The 19,495-nt window shown below is 61.3% G+C and carries 15 protein-coding genes; 3 read left to right on the forward strand and 12 right to left on the reverse strand.

The window, feature by feature from the left end; translation table 11 throughout:
* The first annotated feature begins 7 nt into the window (after positions 1-7).
* On the forward strand, positions 8-1,750 hold the full coding sequence (locus AC54XV_RS04735) for a PTS fructose-like transporter subunit IIB (RefSeq protein WP_024659553.1): 1,743 nt from the start codon (positions 8-10) through the stop codon (positions 1,748-1,750).
* Between the two features lie 39 nt (positions 1,751-1,789).
* Here the strand turns inward: AC54XV_RS04735 and AC54XV_RS04740 are convergent, their stop codons facing one another.
* The 12 genes from AC54XV_RS04740 to dksA form a co-directional block, all read right to left on the reverse strand.
* A complete protein-coding gene (locus AC54XV_RS04740; RefSeq protein WP_003406614.1) occupies positions 1,790-2,968 on the reverse strand; it encodes an acetyl-CoA C-acetyltransferase in 1,179 nt (392 codons plus the stop codon).
* A gap of 107 nt (positions 2,969-3,075) precedes the next feature.
* Positions 3,076-3,942: an oxygenase MpaB family protein gene (locus AC54XV_RS04745; RefSeq protein WP_024651889.1), complete on the reverse strand. Its 867-nt coding sequence runs from the start codon at positions 3,940-3,942 to the stop codon at positions 3,076-3,078.
* Between the two features lie 383 nt (positions 3,943-4,325).
* Positions 4,326-5,990 carry a glucose-6-phosphate isomerase gene (gene pgi / locus AC54XV_RS04750; RefSeq protein ID WP_024639805.1) on the reverse strand — a complete coding sequence of 555 codons (1,665 nt, stop codon included), beginning with the start codon at positions 5,988-5,990 and terminating at the stop codon, positions 4,326-4,328.
* Positions 5,991-6,243: 253 nt separating this feature from the next.
* Complete coding sequence (gene panC, locus AC54XV_RS04755; protein ID WP_096127323.1) at positions 6,244-7,095, reverse strand: pantoate--beta-alanine ligase; 852 nt, start codon at positions 7,093-7,095, stop codon at positions 6,244-6,246.
* Complete coding sequence (gene panB / locus AC54XV_RS04760; protein WP_058399304.1) at positions 7,092-7,892, reverse strand: 3-methyl-2-oxobutanoate hydroxymethyltransferase; 801 nt, start codon at positions 7,890-7,892, stop codon at positions 7,092-7,094. Before panB ends, panC begins: the two co-directional genes overlap by 4 nt.
* Before the next feature lie 228 nt (positions 7,893-8,120).
* Positions 8,121-8,627, reverse strand: coding sequence for a 2-amino-4-hydroxy-6-hydroxymethyldihydropteridine diphosphokinase (gene folK, locus AC54XV_RS04765; protein ID WP_024639808.1), 507 nt, complete (start codon positions 8,625-8,627; stop codon positions 8,121-8,123).
* Positions 8,620-10,023 (reverse strand): polynucleotide adenylyltransferase PcnB, encoded by a 1,404-nt coding sequence (locus AC54XV_RS04770; protein ID WP_003345072.1) that lies wholly within the window; start codon positions 10,021-10,023, stop codon positions 8,620-8,622. Before AC54XV_RS04770 ends, folK begins: the two co-directional genes overlap by 8 nt.
* Before the next feature lie 698 nt (positions 10,024-10,721).
* The gene (locus AC54XV_RS04775) at positions 10,722-12,155 is read right to left on the reverse strand and encodes a sigma-54-dependent transcriptional regulator (RefSeq protein WP_024639810.1); all 1,434 of its coding nucleotides are present in this window, start codon (positions 12,153-12,155) and stop codon (positions 10,722-10,724) included.
* A 22-nt stretch (positions 12,156-12,177) separates the two neighbouring features.
* Positions 12,178-15,132, reverse strand: coding sequence for a sensor histidine kinase (locus AC54XV_RS04780; protein ID WP_011266662.1), 2,955 nt, complete (start codon positions 15,130-15,132; stop codon positions 12,178-12,180).
* Entirely contained in the window at positions 15,116-15,292 is a 177-nt protein-coding gene (locus tag AC54XV_RS04785; protein WP_002552060.1) for a hypothetical protein, read from the reverse strand. Before AC54XV_RS04785 ends, AC54XV_RS04780 begins: the two co-directional genes overlap by 17 nt.
* 98 nt (positions 15,293-15,390) lie before the next feature.
* Positions 15,391-16,278, reverse strand: a complete 888-nt coding sequence (gene gluQRS, locus AC54XV_RS04790) for a tRNA glutamyl-Q(34) synthetase GluQRS (protein ID WP_496718048.1) — start codon at positions 16,276-16,278, stop codon at positions 15,391-15,393.
* Between the two features lie 531 nt (positions 16,279-16,809).
* A complete protein-coding gene (gene dksA, locus AC54XV_RS04795; protein WP_003406657.1) occupies positions 16,810-17,250 on the reverse strand; it encodes an RNA polymerase-binding protein DksA in 441 nt (146 codons plus the stop codon).
* Between the two features lie 348 nt (positions 17,251-17,598).
* On the opposite strand from dksA, the gene AC54XV_RS04800 reads away from it, so the two are divergent.
* Positions 17,599-18,771 (forward strand): pyridoxal phosphate-dependent aminotransferase, encoded by a 1,173-nt coding sequence (locus tag AC54XV_RS04800; protein ID WP_060400833.1) that lies wholly within the window; start codon positions 17,599-17,601, stop codon positions 18,769-18,771.
* Entirely contained in the window at positions 18,771-19,484 is a 714-nt protein-coding gene (sfsA, locus tag AC54XV_RS04805; RefSeq protein ID WP_024651885.1) for a DNA/RNA nuclease SfsA, read from the forward strand. Before AC54XV_RS04800 ends, sfsA begins: the two co-directional genes overlap by 1 nt.
* The last annotated feature ends 11 nt before the right edge of the window (positions 19,485-19,495 follow it).

Genomic DNA, 19,495 nt, shown 5'->3' on the forward strand with positions numbered 1-19,495 from the left:
GATCGTCATGAAGTTAGCCATAGTTACGGCCTGCCCGAACGGCAAGGTCAGCAGCGTACTCAGCGCACGATTGCTCGAAGCGGCGGCCCTGCGCCAGGGCTGGGAAACCAGCGTCGAAATCATCGATCCCAACAAGGCCGATCAGCAGTTGTCCGCCGAGGATATCGAAGCCGCCGATCTTGTCCTGGTGGTCAATACCGGTCCTGTGGACTTGAGCCGCTTTGTCGGCAAGCGTCTGTTTCAGGATTCGCCTGCGCATGCGTTGCAGGATGTCGACAGCTTTCTGCAGCGCGCCGAGCGAGAAGCGCAGGTGCATGCAGCGTCCGAAGCAGCGGCGCCTCAGGCAAGCGGTGGCAGCGGCGGGCAACCGCGCATTGTTGCAATCACGGCCTGTCCGACCGGTGTAGCCCACACGTTCATGGCGGCCGAAGCGATCCAGCAGGCTGCCAAGCGTCTGAATTACGACCTGCAAGTCGAAACCCAGGGCTCGGTAGGCGCGCGTAACCCGCTCAGCGCCAAGGCCATCGCCGATGCCGATGTGGTGCTGCTGGCGGCGGATATCGAAGTCAACACCGACCGCTTTGCCGGCAAGAAGATCTACCGTTGCGGCACCGGGATCGCGCTCAAGCAGTCCGAAGCGACTCTGAAAAAAGCCCTGGCGGAAGGGCAGGTGGAGTCCGATGAGGCCGCCGCCAAGTCACCTGCCAGACAAGAGAAGGCGGGCGTCTACAAACACCTGCTGACCGGCGTGTCGTTCATGCTGCCGATGGTCGTGGCGGGCGGGCTGTTGATCGCTCTTTCCTTCGTATTCGGTATCACCGCGTTCAAGGAGCCGGGCACGCTGGCTGCGGCACTGATGCAGATTGGCGGGGAAGCGGCGTTCAAACTGATGGTGCCGTTGCTGGCCGGGTACATCGCCTATTCGATTGCTGACCGTCCGGGGCTGGCCCCCGGCATGATCGGTGGTCTGTTGGCGAGTACGCTGGGGGCCGGGTTCATCGGCGGTATCGTCGCAGGCTTTCTGGCTGGTTACAGCGCTGCGGCGATCAACCGCTACGCACGTCTGCCGGCCAGCGTCGAGGCGCTCAAGCCGATTCTGATCATCCCGTTGCTGTCGAGCCTGTTCACCGGTCTGGTGATGATCTACGTGGTCGGCAAGCCGGTTGCTGGCATGCTCGAAGCGTTGACGCACTTCCTCGACAGCATGGGCACCACCAATGCGATCCTGTTGGGTGTGGTGCTGGGCGCAATGATGTGCGTCGACCTCGGTGGGCCGATCAACAAGGCGTCCTACGCCTTCTCGGTCGGTTTGCTGGCGTCCCAGAGCTACGCGCCGATGGCCACCGCCATGGCTGCGGGTATGGTGCCACCCATCGGTATGGGCATCGCTACGATCCTGGCTCGCCGCAAGTTCGCCCAGAGCGAGCGTGAGGCCGGTAAGGCGGCGTTCGTGCTGGGGCTGTGCTTTATTTCGGAAGGTGCCATTCCCTTTGCCGCCAAGGACCCGTTGCGAGTGATTCCGGCCAGTGTCGTGGGTGGCGCGCTGACCGGTGCGCTGTCGATGTACTTCGGCTGCAAGCTGATGGCACCGCATGGCGGCCTGTTCGTGATGCTGATCCCCAACGCCATCAACCATGCGCTGCTTTATCTGGTGGCGATCATCGCCGGTAGTGTGCTGACCGGCGTGATCTACGCGCTGATCAAGCGCCCGGAGCCCGCTGACATGGAAGTGGTGCCCGCAGCCGCCTGATGATGCAAGGCGCGGGCTGCCCCGCGCCTTCTTCCTGCTCTAGCGTTCGAGTGCCAGAGCAACCCCCTGACCACCACCGATGCACAGCGTGGCCAGGCCCTTCTTCACATCGCGCCTGATCATCTCGTGCAGCAGTGTTACCAGCACGCGGCAGCCCGACGCGCCAATCGGGTGACCAAGAGCGATAGCGCCACCATTCACGTTGAGCTTTTGCGGATCCAGCCCCAGCTCCTTGCCGACCGACAGGGACTGTGCAGCGAAGGCTTCGTTGGCTTCGATCAGATCAAGCTCGGCCAGCGACCAGCCAGCCTTGTCCAGGCAGCGACGCGTGGCACTGACCGGCCCGATGCCCATGATGGCCGGGTCGACACCGGCGTTGGCATACCCGGCAATGCGCGCCAGCACCGGCAGGCCCAGTTGCTCGGCTTTAGCGGCACTCATCAGCATCACGGCGGCCGCTCCGTCGTTCAGCGAAGAGGCATTGCCGGCGGTGACCGTACCGTCCTTTTTGAACGCGGGCTTGAGCTTGGCCAGCGTCTCGGCAGTGGTGCCGGCGCGGGGCTGCTCGTCTGTTGCAAAGGACAGCGGATCACCCTTGCGCTGCGGGATCAGGATCGGGGTGATCTCATCGACGAAGCGTCCGGCTTCAATCGCAGCCATCGCCTTCTGCTGAGACAAAGCGGCGAACTCATCCTGGGCTTCACGGCTGATGTCGTACTGCTGCGCGAGGTTCTCGGCAGTGATGCCCATGTGGTAATCATTGAATGCATCCCACAGGCCGTCAGTGATCATCGTATCGACCATGCTGGCGTGGCCCATGCGCAATCCGGTGCGCGCGCCCGGCAGCACGTAGTTGGACAGGCTCATGTTTTCCTGGCCACCGGCGATGATGATCTCGGCGTCGCCGCAACGAATCGCCTGGGTCGCCAGGTGCAGGGCCTTGAGGCCGGAGCCGCAGACCTTGTTCAGGGTCATGGCCGGTACCGAGAAGGGCAGGCCGGCCTTGATGGCTGCCTGCCGCGCAGGGTTCTGGCCAGCGCCTGCGGTCAGCACCTGACCCATGATGACCTCATCGACCTGCGCGCCGTCCACGCCGGTGCGGGCAAGCAGTTGACGAATGACCGCTGCGCCGAGGTCGACTGCGGCGACAGAGGCCAGTGAGCCCTGAAAACTGCCCACGGCGGTACGCGTGGCGGCGACGATAACGACGTCGTGCATGGTGCTGATCCTCATTGTTATTGAGTGCTCATGGTGGCACAGATAGGCAGGCAGGTTCCAACCGTGAACCGCCCGGTCACGGTTTGCCGAAAACCTTCATGTCACGTTCAAACGCCCATGCGGCGTCTGGCTCGTTGCGCCGATCCGTCGCGCACGGCCCAGCGCAGAATGGGCGCAGTATTGTTGACGCCCAGGCGGATCATCCGGCGCTTGAAGGGGCTTTGCGTGACGTCGAGCATGTCGCTGGCCCAGTCCGGCAGCAGCTCGATACCGGCGCGCATCATCAACACGCCAAAAGGCTTGGCCAGCCAGTTGGGTGCGGGCGCATCGAGCAGCAGGCGCAGCACTTCGCGGCTGCGCGCGTCACAGACCAGTTGGCCGCGTATGTCGGCCAGATAGTCAGCAATGGCCTGACGGGAGCGCGGAACGTTGCGCGCGCCGAGTCGCTCGGCGACCAGCGCCGTTTCCGCGTAGTACGCGTCCTGATCGGCGAGCGACATGTCCGGGTTGAGATAGCGCACATGCGCTGCGAGGAAGCTGCTGACTTCGGCCACATGCACCCAGGTCAGCAAATCCGGGTCGCTGGCGGCATACGGCCGGCCATCGGGCGCGGTGCCGACAATGTTCAGGTGAATGTTGCGGACCTTGTCGATCAGCCAGTTGGCATCCCGCGTAGAGCCGTAGGTGGTGCCGGACAGAAACTGCCCGGTGCGCCGCAGGCGGCCGAGCATGTCCTGACGAAAGTTGGAGTGGTCCCAGATGCCCGCCAGTGCCAGCGGGTGTAACGCCTGCAGCATCAATGCGCTGATGCCGCCGACCAGCATGCTGGTGAAATCGCCATGCACCTTCCAGCACACCGCCTGAGGGCCAAACAGACCCGGGTCGCCCTTGGGGGTCTCCAGATCCAGTTGACCCAGGGCCAGGCCGGTAAGGCTGATGACCTGGGTTTCGATGCGGGTGCGGATGAATTCCATGTCGGGCTCGGGCATCTGGGAGGGAAGTACGGCAAAGAGACTTTTGTGGTAACGGACCGTGCGACCCTTCGCTTGCTTGCGAAAGGGCCGGTACATCCGCTAAAGATGTATCACTCGAAATAAAGCTTTCGCGAACAAGTTCGCTCCTACAAGGAGAGCGTACATCCGCTGATGATGTACAGGGCTTCTGCCCGCAGGGCGTGGGAGCGAACTTGTTCGCGAAAGGGCCCTGTGCAGCCGCAGAAGTTTCTGCGTCTGACATAACGCCTTCGCGAACAAGGCGGATCGCCGCCCCGGTCGCTCCTACAAAAGCCCCGTTTCCCCTACTCATCAAGACTTCTGCGTAACGCTGAGCGCAGAGCGTGGGAACGAGAGGGAAACAATCAGCCGCGGTGACGGCCGCGGAAGTAGTTGATCAGGCCTTGGGTCGATGCATCGTCAGCCGGCTCTTCGGTGCCGCCGGTCAGACGCTGGTACACCGCCTTGCCCATTTCCTTGCCCAGCTCCACACCCCATTGGTCGAAGGCGTTGGTGCCCCAGATCACGCTCTGCACGAACACTTTGTGTTCATACATGGCCACCAGCGCGCCAAGACGACGCGGGCTGATGCGCTCGACCACCAGCGTGTTGCTCGGACGGTTGCCGGGGATGACCTTGTGCGGTGCCAGCTTCTGCACCTCTTGCTCGTCCATACCCTTCTCGCGCAGTTCTGCTTCGGCTTCTGCGCGGGTCTTGCCCATCATCAGTGCCTGGCTCTGCGACAGACAGTTGGCGTACAGCCACTGGTGATGGTCGGCAACCGGGTTGAAGCTGACGATCGGCACAATGAAGTCGGCCGGAATCATCTGCGTGCCCTGGTGCAGCAACTGGTGGTAAGCGTGCTGACCGTTGGCACCCACGCCGCCCCAGATCACCGGTCCGGTGTCGGTCGACGTCGGCGTACCGTCCTGACGGACGCTCTTGCCGTTGGATTCCATGTCCAGTTGTTGCAAGTGCTTGGTGATGTTGCGCAGGTAGTGGTCGTACGGCAGGATCGCGTGGCTTTGTGCGTTCCAGAAATTGCCGTACCAGACGCCCAGCAAGCCCAGTAATACCGGCATGTTCTGTTCGAACGGTGCGCTCTGGAAATGCTGGTCCATGGTGTAGGCACCGGACAGCAGTTCCTTGAAGTTGGACATGCCGATGGCCAGCGCGATAGGCAGACCGATGGCCGACCACAGCGAATAGCGACCGCCGACCCAGTCCCACATAGGGAAGATGTTTTCTTCACGGATGCCGAAGGCCACGGCCGCCGCGTTGTTGCTGGACACCGCGATGAAGTGGCGATGCAGTTCGACTTCCGAGCCGCCCTGCGCCAGGTACCAGGCGCGTGCAGCCTGCGCGTTTTTCAGGGTTTCCAGCGTATTGAAGGATTTCGACGAGACGATGAACAGCGTGGTCTCGGCACGAATCTTCATCGACAGCTCATGGAACTCGCTGCCGTCGATGTTGGCCAGGTAATGGCAGCGGACACCTTTGTGCGCGTAGGCCACCAGCGCTTCGGAGACCAGCTCCGGGCCGAGGAACGAGCCGCCGATGCCGATGTTCACCACGTCGGTGATCGGTTTTTCGGTATAACCGCGCCACAGGCCGTCATGGATGCGGCCGACCAGTTCGGTCATCTGATTGAGGACGCGGTGTACGTCCGGCATCACATCGACGCCGTTGACTTTCAACTTGTCGCCGACCGGGCGGCGCAGAGCGGTGTGCAGGGCAGGGCGGCCTTCGGATGAGTTGACCAGCTCGCCATCATACTGAGCCTTGATCGCGTCCTTGAGGCCCACTTCGCCCGCCAGGCTGACCAACAGGTCGCGGGTCTCGGTGGTGATCAGGTTTTTGGAATAATCGAGAAACAGACCGGCGCTGCTGAGGGTGAATTGGCTGAAGCGCTGCGGGTCGGTGTTGAACGCTTCGCGCATGCTGAAGTTCTGCATGGCCTGGCGGTGTTTGTTCAACGCTTGCCAGGCGGGCAGAGCGGTCACATCGGAAGGAGTGCGGTAGTACGCCATCGCTGCGGGTTTCCTTTAACTGGTTCTGTCTTTGGATATTCTTGGAGCGAGGTCGCAAGCTTTCTCACGGGCTACACATCGCAGACTACCCTTCGCGTACCTGTTTGTCTGCGCCTCGCCTTACATGACCCCGGTACTTTTTCACACACAGGCAACCGGGGCTTTGTCACGAATACGGTCGGTTGTGGTTCAGGCAACCTGTACCGGTATGGCATTGCCGGTGTGCCTTAGTTCATTGCCGGCGCACATCCTGTCAGCTTCTGGTCAGGTGCAGGTTGTCGATCAAGCGGGTTTTGCCCAGGAATGCCGCTGCGAGGATGACCACTTCGCGATTGTCGGCAGTCGCCGGACGCAGGCTGGTGGCATCGCGTATCTCCAGATAGTCGATGCGAAAACCGGCAGCCTCCAGTTGCTGCTTCTTGCTCGCCAGCAATGCGTCGAAATCCTGTTCGCCGGCACTGATCACGTCGGCGGTCTGGCGGATCGCTTGATACAGCGCGGGTGCCGCGGCGCGCTGATCGTCGCTCAGATACCCGTTGCGCGAGGACAGCGCCAGACCATCGTCAGCGCGTACCGTCGGTTCGCCGATGATCTGGATCGGCATGTTCAGATCACGCACCATGGCCCGAATCACGGCCAGTTGCTGGAAGTCTTTTTCACCAAAAATCGCCAGGTCAGGCTGCACCATGTTGAACAGCTTGCTGACCACGGTCGCGACACCTTCGAAATGGCCGGGACGGCTGGCGCCACACAGGCCTTGCGACAGGTGCGGCACGCTGACCAGTGTCTGGTCGGCCATGCCGTGCGGGTACATTTCTTCCACGCTGGGCGTGAACAGCAGATTGCAGCCGGCCTGCAGGAGTTTTTCTTGATCGGCAGCCAGCGTGCGAGGGTAGGTGGCGAGGTCTTCGTTGGGGCCGAACTGCAGCGGATTGACGAAAATAGTGGCGACCACGAAATCGGCACGCTGCGCCGCCTTGGTGACCAGCGCGGCGTGGCCGCTGTGCAGGTTGCCCATCGTCGGGGTCAGCGCGATCCGCTTGCCTTCGCTGCGTGCCCGCGCAACGGCGGCGCGCAGGTCCTGTACGGTTTTTACTGTGTTCATGCCGAGAATCCGTGTTCAGTGGCCGGAAAGCTGAGGTCTTTGACGGCGGCCACGTAGGCCCGGATAGCCGACTGGATATCGGGCTGGCCGGTCATGAAGTTTTTCACGAACTTGGGCACGCGCCCGGTGATGGACAGGCCGAGCATGTCGTGCAGCACCAGGACCTGACCATCAGTGGCGCTGCCTGCGCCAATGCCGATGACCGGGACCTTCACCGCCTGGGTGATTTCCTCGGCCAGTTCGCTGGGCACGCACTCCAGCAGGATCATCGCTGCGCCCGCCTGTTCCAGTGCGATGGCATCGGCGCGCATCTGCCGCGCCTGCGCCTCCAGCCGGCCCTGAACCTTGTAGCCGCCCAGCACGTTGACTGCCTGCGGGGTCAGGCCCATGTGCGCGCACACCGGAATGCCGCGCTCGGCCAGCAAACGGATCGACTCGGCCAGCCAGGCAGCGCCTTCGACCTTGATCATGTGGGCGCCCGCCTGCATCAGCGTCGCGCTGTTGATCAGGGTCTGCTCCAGCGTTGCGTTGGCCATGAACGGCAGGTCGGCGAGAATCATCGCGCCCTGGTTGCCGCGTTTCACACAGGCAACGTGGTACGCCGTTTCAGCCGTGGTAACGGGCAGGGTGCTGTCGTGACCCTGCAGGACCATGCCCAGCGAGTCGCCTATCAGCAGCACTTCGACACCCGCCTGGGAGGCCGTGTGGGCGAAGGTTGCGTCGTAGCAGGTCAGCATGGTGATCTTCTCACCCTTCTGCTTCATGGCCAGCAGCGACGTAACGGTTATGTTCGGCATGTAAAGTCCTCCATCAGGCGCTGTGAAGACGGGTGCTCAGCGCGTGAGAGTCATCCTGGAAAAGCAGGCACACCGTCGTGTCGCGGTGTTTTGCAAAGGCCTGTTTCGCGCCCGTTCGCCTGTGGTGTGGCGGCGGGAGGCCTATCTTCGTGAGGAGGGGGCGTGAAGTCAATTGAAGGTGTTACCTGTGCGTCGGAGCGGTTACACCGGCGCGGTGACAGACAGGCTTCATGCCTCGGCGGGCAGACGCTCAAGACCTGTGAACGGGCATTCATCGAGCAGACGATTCAGTGGGCGCCCGTCGGCCAGTGTCAGCCCCGGAGCCAGCTCTGCCAGCGGGTACAGCACGAATGCCCTGGCCTGCATGTGGTAATGCGGCACCTTGAGGCGTGGCTCATCGATAAGATGGTCGCCGAACAGCAGAATATCGAGGTCCAGCGTGCGTGGTCCCCAGCGTTCGTGGCGTTCACGGCCCTGGTCCAGTTCGATGGCCTGTAGCGCATCAAGCAGCGTCAGGGGCGCCAGAGCGGTGTCGACAGCCGCGACGGCGTTGGTGAAGCGCGGTTGGCCGGGCAGCAGCGAGTCGCTGATATAGAAGGACGACACGCCGCTCAACTGACAATCGGGTAACTGCGCAATGGCCTTGAGGGCGCTGCGCAATTGCTCGGCAGGGTCAGCCAGATTGCTGCCCAGACCGATGTACACGCGTTCAGTGGCCAACAGCGGTTCATTCACCGCTTTGCGCCTCGCCCGTGGTGCGCTTGCGTTTGGCGCCGCTGTTACGACGCCGCTTGCGCGGGGCTGTGCCGGCCGCCTCGGGCTTGTTGCTCAGGTCGCGAATCATGTCGCGGCGTTCGCTGTCGTTGCAGTCCTGATAATCGGTCCACCACTGGCCCAGGCCATCGGTTTGCTCGCCCGCCGTTTCACGCAACAGCAGGAAGTCGTAGCCGGCGCGGAACCGCGAGTTGTCGAGCAGCAGGTCGGCACGTTTGCCCGAACGGCGCGGCAGGCGCTCCTGCATGTCCCAGATCTCGCGGATCGGCAGCGTGAAGCGCTTGGGGATAGCGATGCGCTGGCACTGTTCGATGATCAGTTCGTGAGCGGCTTCCTGCATGGCTGCGATCGGCGGCATGCCACGTTCCTGGGCACGCAGCACCTTGGCCGGCAGCGCAGGCCAGAGCAGGGCAGCGAACAGGAACGCCGGTGTGACCGGTTTGTTCTGCTTGATGCGCAGGTCGGTATTGATCAGCGCATTGCTGATCAGCGTATGGGTGTAGGTCGGGTTGTATTCCAGGGCCTTGGAGCTGGCCGGGAACAACGGTTCGAACAGTTCCAGGTCCACCAGCATTTCAAAGGTGGGGGCGGCATGCCCGGAGAGGAACAGTTTGAGCACTTCCTCGAACAGGCGTGCCGACGGAATGTCACGCAGCATCGGCGCCAGTGCACGGATCGGCTGAGCGCTGTGCTTCTCGATACCGAAGTCCAGCTTGGCAGCGAAACGCACGGCACGCAGCATGCGCACCGGGTCTTCCTTATAACGCTGCTCCGGATCGCCGATCAGGCGGATCAGGCGATTGCGGATGTCGTGCACGCCATTGGCGTAATCCAGGACGCGTTCGCTGACCGGGTCGTAGTAAAGCGCGTTGATCGTGAAGTCGCGACGCTGGGCGTCTTCTTCAAGCGTGCCGTATACGTTGTCACGCAGGATGCGTCCGCTTTCGTTGCGCGAGGACTGGTTGCTGTCCTCTTCTTCGTCATCCTGGGGATGATTGGCGCGGAACGTCGCCACTTCGATGATCTCGCGACCGAAGTGGATGTGCACCAGCTTGAACCGGCGGCCGATGATCCGCGCGTTGCGGAATTCGGCACGCACCTGTTCGGGCGTGGCGCTGGTGGCGACGTCGAAATCCTTGGGCGTGATGTTGAGCATCATGTCGCGTACGCAGCCACCGACCAGATAGGCCTGGTAGCCGGCGTTCTGCAGGCGCTCGACGATATTCACGGCATAGCGGCTGAACTGACTGCGTTGCAGCGAATGTTGGCTGCTGTTGAGCACTTCAGGCGTGGTGCGCGTATGTTGCTGCGGTTTGCGCAGTGGGGAACGAAATGACTGGAACAACTTCTTCAGCATGGGATGCACTGTTTGAAGGAATATTCGGCCAAAAACGTGGAATGACCGCATGATGGGCGGGGATTCTAGCATTTAGTCGAGGGATGGTGTAGGAAGCTGTCGCGGAAGGGTAAACGATGGCGCGGATCAAGGCGGGGAAGCTACTGGGGGAGCCGAAGCTCCCCCAAAGTGTGTGCTCTTTATTATTGTTTTCTGCCTGGACTTCTTGTTTTTGTTGAGTGCCCATTCACGAGACCTGCGTCTGTGAAACCTCCCAGTCGGGAGTCAAGAGCAAACGGATTGCTTTGGTCGCTGCGTTGCAATGATCATTCGATCCAACCAGTTCAGGCGCTACCTAAGGGTAGTTTTTGTTGTTCTCGGCCTGGTTGCGGGGCAAGCCCCAAATACAACTCCTCTCCAAAAGAATCAGTTAGCTGCGCCTCCGCCGTGTTGTTCTTGTTATGCGTGAGTCGATTCGTATTGTTTTTATTGTGGGTGTCGTACTGCTTGTTGTTCTTCTTGTACTAAACATATAGCAGAAGCTGTGCCAACTTTTTCCAGGTCCCGTAAACCGGGGCTTTGCGGGAAGCAGGGCGTTTTTGCGCACACAAAAAAGCCGGGCCTGCGTTACCGTAAGACCCGGCTTTTGTTACGTGAAACGCTTGAGGTAACAGTTTGTCCCCGCCCTGCGCACCGCGTGCCAGAGCCCTGGGCCGGTTTTATGTCTCGCTGGCGACGCCCTTGCGCCGCGGGATGCCCAGACGCTGACGGCGTTCCCACAGACATTTGCGACTGACGCCCAGCTTGCGCGCCAGCTCGGTTTCAGTCATGTGATCCTGATGCTCCAGAACGAAGTGCTGAAAATAGTCTTCGAGTGACAGGTCTTCGGCGGGCTCGTTGCCCGACGAGCCGGAAGAGCCCGGTAACGGCGCCATGCCCATGTACTCGTCGTCATCCAGACCGTCGAGCTCGATGTCGATGCCCAGCAGGTCAGCGGTGATTTCCGGGTTCTCGCACAGAATCACCGAGCGTTCCACAGCGTTTTCCAGCTCGCGTACGTTACCCGGCCAGCTGTAATGGCGGATCGCTTGTTCGGCGTCGTGTGCAAATTTGAGGTCGTCGCGCCCGACCTTGCCGCTCTGGCGAACCAGGAACGCATGGGCGATTTCCAGGATGTCGTTGCCACGTTCGCGCAGCGCCGGGAGCTTCAGGGCGATGACGTGCAGACGATAGAACAGGTCTTCACGAAACTCGCCATTTTTGGCCAGCGTTTTCAGGTCCCGGTGGGTCGCGGCAATCAGGCGTACGTCGACCTTTTGCGATTGCACCGAACCGACCCGGCGAATCTCGCCTTCCTGCAATACGCGCAGCAGGCGAGCCTGGGCTTCCAGCGGCAGCTCGCCGATTTCATCGAGAAACAGCGTGCCACCGTCAGCAGCCTCGACCAGACCTGCGCGGCCTGCGCTGGCCCCGGTGAACGCGCCTTTTTCATGACCGAACAGTTCGGACTCGATCAGCGATTCGGGAATGGCCGCACAGTTGACGGAGATCATCGGCGCCTTGGCGCGGCGTGAGAGGTTGTGCAGGGCGCGGGCGACCAGTTCCTTACCGGTGCCCGATTCCCCTTGAATCAGGACGTTGGAATCAGTCGGGGCGACTTTGCGGATCTTGCTGTAAAGATCCAGCATGGGCGGGCATGAGCCGATGATGCCGATCTCGCCATTGTGGTTCTGTGCCGGGCCTTTTTCAGCGCTGCTGGTCCGGGCGGTGGCGCCGCGTTCGTCCTGAAGGTGCTTGACCGTCTGCCGATCACGCAGGATCCGCGAGACGGCCTGGAGCATTTCATCGTGATCGAAGGGTTTGGCGATGTAGTCCACCGCGCCCATCTTCATCGAATCGACTGCCGAGCGCAGGCTCGCGTAACTGGTCATGATCAGCACCGGTTTGCCCTCGCCGAGCTTGATCAGCTCGGTGCCGGGTGCGCCGGGCAAGCGCAGGTCGCTGACGATCAGATCGAACGACGGGATGCTGAAGCGTTCCTGAGCCTCTTGAACGGAGCCGGCTTCACTGACTTCATACTGGTTGCGTTCAAGCAGGCGACGCAGGGCTGAGCGGATAATCGTTTCGTCTTCGACGATCAAAATATGCGGCATTGATTCAGTTCTCTCGACGGTCTCAGTTCGCGGTGGACGTCGCGTCGACATGGCGTGGCAAGGTCACCCTGATTCGGGTTCCACGCTGCTGCTCGGGATCGGCCGGGCTGTCGATGGTGATTTGTCCATAATGCTCTTCAACGATGGAATAGACCAGCGCCAGGCCAAGTCCGGTTCCCTCGCCAGGATCCTTGGTGGTGAAGAACGGCTCGAACAATCGGTCCATGATTGCCTTTGAAATCCCACTGCCTTCGTCTTCGACGATCAAGTCCACAGTGTGCTCGGATACTTCGCTTCTGACCCTGACTGCGCTGCCTGCCGGGGAGGCGTCGCGGGCGTTGGAGAGCAGGTTGATCAACACCTGCGCCAGCCGTTGCGGATCGCCAACCGCCCAGTGCTCGGGGTTACACAGGTTGTAGAAGTGTACTTCGAAATTGCGCCGGTTCAGTGCCAGCAGACCAATAGCATCCTGAGCCACCACGGCCAGACAAACGGCTTCGTCGCTATGCTGATGAGCGCCCGCGTGAGCAAAGCTCATCAATGACTGGACGATGCGCGATACGCGTTTGGTCTGTTCGAGGATCTGGCTGCTGATTTCCTTGAGCTCGCCGTCTTCTTCACGTTCTTCGCGCAGGTTCTGGGCGAGGCAGGCAATGCCGGTGATCGGATTACCGATTTCGTGCGCCACACCGGCGGCCAGGCGGCCGATGCTTGCCAGGCGTTCCGAGTGCACCAGCTTGTCTTCGAGCATCTGCGTGTCGGTCAGGTCCTCGACCAGCACCACCAGGCCGCTGTTGCCCGGCGCCAGAGGCTCGTTGATGGCTGCCTTGTGCAGATTGAGCCAGCGTGTCTGGCCGTCCAGACCGAGCTTCTGCTTGTGCAAATGCTCATCGGGCAGGCTGGTAAAACCGGTCAGCAGGCTCTTCCACGGCTCGGCAATGGTTTCCAGTCGCGAGCCGACCACACGCTGCGCGACGATGCCGGTCAATTCTTCCATGGCCCTGTTCCACATCAGGATCTCCTGATCTTCGGCCAGCGAGCAGACGCCCATCGGCAGCTCCTGTAGGGTCTGGCGGTGGTAGCGACGCAGGGCATCGAGTTCGGCGGCAAGGCCGGTGAGGCGCGAGTGGTAGTCCTCAAGCCGGCTTTCAATGAAATGTATGTCTTCGGTGACGTATTTTTCGCTGCCTGATTTGTACGGCAGAAAGGTTTCCACCATGTCCTGGGCAACGCTCGGCCCCATCAGCCCGGACAGGTTGGCCTCGATGCGGTCGCGCAGGCGACGCAGGGCATAAGGGCGGCGCTCGTCGAAGGGCAGGTAGAGATCGCGCAGCGCTTGCTCGACCTCCTTCTGCGCGGCTTTCGCGCCCAGCGGCTTGGCCAGTTGGGTGGCGAACTCCTGCGGCGACACCGCGTGCAGTTCCCGGCGTTGCGGGCGGCGCACGTTGTCGACTGCGCAGGCCTCGGCGGCCCCGGCTTCTTCAGGGCTGGCATTGGTGAACAGCGAGATCAGGGTGAACAGCAACACGTTGGCGGCGAGCGAGGCGATGGCTGCCATGTGCCAACTGGTGTCGTCCAGCACATAGATCATGTTCAGCCAGGGAATGTAGAAGCCCTGCAGGTTGCCGATCAGCGGCAACAGCATGCTGACCGCCCAGACTGAAATGCCGGCCAGCAGCCCGGCGATGAAGCCGCGTCGGTTGGCGGTCGGCCAGTACAGCACCGACAGCACGCCCGGCAGAAATTGCAGGGTTGCAACGAAGGCGACGATGCCCAGGTTGGCCAGATCCTGCTGCGCGCCGAGCATCAGGTAGAAGCCGTAACCCAGCGCGATGATCGCCACGATCAGTCCGCGTCGTGTCCACTTCAGCCAGCGGTAGATATTGCCCTCGGCGGGTGGCTGATACAGCGGCAGCACCAGGTGATTGAGTGCCATGCCGGACAACGCCAGCGTGGTGACGATGATCAGCCCGCTGGCCGCCGACAGCCCGCCGATATAGGCGAGCAGGGCCAGAGACTTGCTGTTGGCGGCGATACCGATGCCGAGCGTGAAGTATTCCGGACTGGTGGTGGCGCCGAGTTTCAGCCCGGCCCAGAGGATCAACGGCACCGCGAGGCTGATCAACAGCAGAAACAGCGGCAGACCCCAGCTGGCGCTGACCAGCGAGCGCGGATTGAGGTTTTCGGTAAAGGTCATGTGATACATGTGCGGCATGACGATGGCCGAGGCGAAGAACACCAGCAGCAGCGTGCGCCACGGGCCTTCCTGCAAAGGCGTGTGCAGCGAGGCGAGGGCGGTCTGGTTCTGCAGCAGCCACAGTTCCAGTTGTTGCGGGCCGTCGAACACACCATACAAGGCATACAGCCCGACGCCGCCCAGGGCAATCAGCTTGATCAGCGATTCAAAGGCGATGGCGAACACCAGGCCCTCGTGTTTCTCGCGGGTCGCGATGTGCCGTGAGCCGAAGAAAATCGTGAACAGGGTGATAAGTGCGCAGAACGCCACGGCGACCCTGTCCTGCACGGGCTCGCGGGTCAGAATGCCGATGGAGTCGGCGACCGCCTGAATCTGCAAGGCCAGCAGCGGCAGCACGCCGATCAGCATGAATACGGTGGTCAGTGCACCGGCCCAGGTGCTGCGAAAACGGAACGCGAACAGATCGGCCAGTGATGACAGCTGGTAGGTGCGGGTAATTCTGAGGATCGGGTAAAGCAGCACCGGCGCGAGGAGGAAGGCCCCGGATACCCCCAGATAACTGGACAGAAAGCCGTAGCCATACTGATAGGCCAGACCGACCGTGCCATAAAACGCCCAGGCGCTGGCGTAGACGCCCAGTGACAGGGTGTAAGTCAGCGGATGACGAATGATCCAGCGCGGAATCAGGCCGTGTTCGCTGACCCAGGCTACACCGAACAGCACCAGCAGGTAGGCGGCGCTGACCAGCAGCATCTGCGTCAGACTAAAGCTCATCGGCATCTCGCTGGCTCTGCAGAATGAACGTCACCACAATCAGGATCAGCCACAACATGTAGGGCCGATACCAGGCACCGGTGGCATCGATCCACCAGTCCATGATGGCTGGAGAGAACAGATAAATGCCGACCACCAGAAGCAAAACCAACCGGTATATGTACATCTGGTCTCCCTGCGCTGGTAGATGAGGAGCGGCATGTTAACGGATGCCGGGCAACCTGCAAGTATCCTTGCGTCGCAGTTTGTGGCGACCGCTCTGGATCAGTCTATCCGGGCTTCTTCAATATTGCGCAGTCGGGGTATCAGGTCAGCGTTCCAGTGACGGATGCCCCAGGCAAGCACTTCCTGTGCAGGGCCGTCGGCCATGTGCGTATCGAGCGGTTGCCCCAATGCGCGCAAGGCCCGCAGCAGCAGCGGCGTGGCCTGATCGGCCGGCAGCGGTGGGGAGCGATAGGACTTGCCCAGCTTGTGGCCATCCGGCTGGGTGATCAACGGTACATGCAGGTAGCGCGGTTGGGGCAGGCCCAGCAGTTCCTGCAGGTACAGCTGGCGGGGGGTCGAGTCGAGCAGGTCGGCGCCGCGGACGATATCGGTGACGCCTTGCCAGGCGTCGTCAATGACCACGGCCAGTTGATAGGCATACAGCCCGTCGCGCCTGCGGATCACAAAGTCACCGCTTTCGCGGCCCAGGTGCATTTTGAAGGTGCCCTGAACCCGGTCGTCGAAACGATATTCCAGCTCCGGTACGCGAATGCGGATCGCCGCGTTGTCTGGCGAATGTCCGGCATTGCGGCAGAAACCCGGATAAATACCCTGAAAGCCTTCGAGCTGTTTGCGCGAGCAGGTGCAGGCGTAGGCCAGGCCATGATTGAACCAGCGCTGGAGGATCTCGGCGTAGGCGTCATGGCGCTCGCTTTGCCGGACCATCTGGCCGTCCCATTCAAAACCGTAGCGCTCGAGTGTCTCGAGAATCCCCGCCTGCGCGCCGGCCACTTCACGCGGCGGGTCGAGATCCTCCATGCGCAACAGCCACTGACCGTCTGCCGCGCGCGCATCGAGATAGGAGGCGAGGGCTGCGACCAGCGAGCCAAAATGCAGGTAACCACTGGGAGTCGGCGCAAAGCGCCCGATACAGGCCGGTTTTTTCATGGGCGGGATGTTACGGGTGACGGGCTTGGGCGGGCAAGTGGAACGCAGTGGGTGGTTATGCAGAGTCTTGTGCCAATGCTCCGCGTTGGCATGCAGTTCGTGACGCTCTGCGTCACACGGCGGTTCTGCGATTTCAGGTGGCTGGGGGTTCGACTCAAGTCACCTTTTCGCCCCTCGGCGACTCACTTTGAGGGACCAAAGTGAGCAAAGTCCCCGCTCCGGTTTCCGGCCCGACTTCGTCGGGTTCCTTCGCCCTGTCACTGATCCGGGGGTCGCCGCAACGCGCCATCCATGGCGCGGTGCGGCTAGCCTGGCGTCCTGCCAGGCTACCCCCGGATCAGTGGCAGGACTCAGCCGTCACTAACGTCGCACTCTGCGTCGTCAGTGCCATCGCGATCAAAGAGCGCATGGGAGTCAGTTGGGCTGTGGACAGCGATGAGCAAGGAGTGGGAGCAAGATTCGCTGTCATAGTGCTTCAACAGGCACAAAAAAAGACGCCGAAGCGTCTTTTCAGTCAAAGGCGGCCCCAGGTCATTTACCGACCTGTTTTTCCTTGATTTCTGCGAGGGTCTTGCAGTCGACGCACTGGTCTGCAGTCGGGCGAGCCTCAAGACGGCGGATGCCGATCTCTACGCCGCAGGATTCGCACCAGCCATATTCTTCGTCCTTGATCAGTTGCAGCGTCTTGTCGATCTTCTTGATCAACTTGCGTTCGCGATCGCGGGCACGAAGTTCAAGGCTGAACTCTTCTTCCTGACTGGCACGGTCGGCCGGGTCGGGGAAGTTGGCAGCTTCGTCCTTCATATGGTCTACCGTTCGGTCGACCTCTTGCATCAAGTCCTGCTTCCACTTGTTCAGGATCTTGGTGAAGTGCGCGCGCATCGGCTCGCCCATGTACTCTTCACCCTTCGTTGGCACGTAGGGCTCAAAGCCGCTGATTAGATGGTTCTGTTGCTTTTCTGGGGTGGGCATGTCTGGACCGCCTCTCACTCTTCTAATCTATTGCGCAGGATTGTTCCATCACCGACACCCGTCGGCCCTGCAGCTGCAAGCGGGCGAACTTACCAGATCAAATCGGAGTGCGCTACTCCCGGTTGTCGAGCATGACGACGCCGTCTTCTTATGGAGATGGCCATTTCGCATCTGCCCTGCATCTAAATGAACTCTAGTCGCTGCGCACCGTCGTAGCTTTCTTTTATTCAGCGTTTGGAGACCGCGCTTTTCAGTCCGCAAATGCACCGTCGGGCGGGTGGTTGGGTAGAATCATGGCGCGCCGTGATGACAATCATGTTTTAACATCCGCCCTTTAAAGGAATATCCATGAGCCAGCCTTACAGTGCGCGCAGTCGCGCCATAGAACCTTTTCATGTCATGGCGTTGCTGGCGCGTGCCAATGAATTGCAGGCGGCGGGTCATGATGTGATTCACCTTGAAATCGGCGAGCCCGATTTCACCACTGCAGAGCCCATCATAAAGGCTGGCCAGGCGGCACTGGCGGACGGCAAGACGCGTTACACCGCCGCGCGCGGTCTGCCGCAACTGCGTGAGGCCATTTCCGGGTTTTACGCTCAGCGTTACGGCGTCGACATTGATCCTCAGCGGATTCTGGTCACGCCGGGCGGTTCAGGCGCCTTGTTGCTGACCAGCAGTCTGCTGGTCGATCCGGGCAGGCACTGGTTGCTGGCCGACCCTGGCTACCCGTGCAATCGTCACTTTTTGCGCCTGATAGAAGGCGAGGCGCAACTGGTGCCCGTCGGTCCGCAACAGCGTTATCAACTGACCCCTGAGCTGGTGGCCACGCACTGGAATCACAACAGTGTCGGCGCTCTGGTGGCGTCACCGGCCAATCCGACCGGCACCCTGTTGAGCCGCGACGAACTGGCAGCCTTGTCTCAGGCACTGAAAGCCCGCAATGGCCACTTGGTGGTGGACGAGATCTATCACGGCCTGACCTACGGTGTGGACGCCAGCAGTGTGCTGGAGGTGGATAACGACGCTTTCGTTCTCAATAGTTTTTCAAAGTATTTCGGCATGACCGGGTGGCGTCTGGGCTGGCTGGTCGCGCCGCAGGATGCCGTGGCCGATCTGGAAAAGCTGGCCCAGAACCTCTACATCAGCGCGCCAAGCATGGCGCAACATGCCGCGCTTGCCTGCTTTGAGCCGCAGACACTGGCCATACTCGAGCAGCGGCGCGCCGAGTTCGGCCGCCGCCGGGACTTTCTGCTGCCAGCGCTGCGCGAACTGGGTTTCGGTATTGCCGTCGAGCCGGAAGGGGCCTTTTATTTGTATGCCGACATCTCCGCGTTTGGCGGCGATGCCTTTGCCTTTTGCCGGCACTTTCTGGAAACCGAGCACGTCGCCTTTACACCAGGCCTCGATTTCGGCCGTTTTCAGGCCGGGCACCATGTGCGCTTTGCCTACACGCAGAGCCTGCCGCGCCTTGAGCAGGCGGTCGAGCGAATCGCTCGTGGTCTGCGTAGCTGGGGTGTCTGATGCGTTTTTCTCCGCAGCTTGAACAGGGTCGTCTGCTGGTGCGTTACAAGCGCTTTCTCGCTGATATCGAAACCGATAGCGGTGAATTGCTGACCATTCACTGCCCTAACACCGGTTCGATGCTCAACTGCATGATGCCCGGCGGGCGCGTGTGGTTCAGTCGCTCGAATGACCCCAAGCGCAAACTGCCGGGCACTTGGGAAATCAGCGAAACCCCGCAGGGTCGCCTAGCCTGTATCAATACCGGACGGGCCAATACGCTGGTTGAAGAGGCCTTGCGCGCCGGGGTCATCAGCGAACTGACGGGGTTCACGGCGCTCAAGCGCGAGGTGGCCTACGGACAGGAAAAAAGTCGTGTGGACTTTCGTCTGGAGTACCCGGATGGCTATCTGTATCTGGAAGTTAAAAGTGTCACTCTGGGATTCGATGGTTCCAGCGTGGCGGCATTCCCCGATGCGGTGACCCAGCGCGGCGCGCGGCACCTGCGCGAACTGGCGACGCTGGCGCGCGAAGGCGTGCGCGCCGTGCTGTTGTATTGCGTCAATCTCACCGGTGTCGACGCTGTGCGGCCGGCGCAGGAGATTGATCCTGCCTACGCGGCGGCGTTGCGTGAAGCCATTGATGCCGGTGTGCAAATTCTCGCCTACGGTGCGCAACTGACGTCGGAAGAGATTTTTATCGACCGGCGCCTGCAGGTGCACGGGCTGGATTGAGGCGTCTGGCT

This window comes from Pseudomonas fragariae (ex Marin et al. 2024), assembly GCF_059621105.1.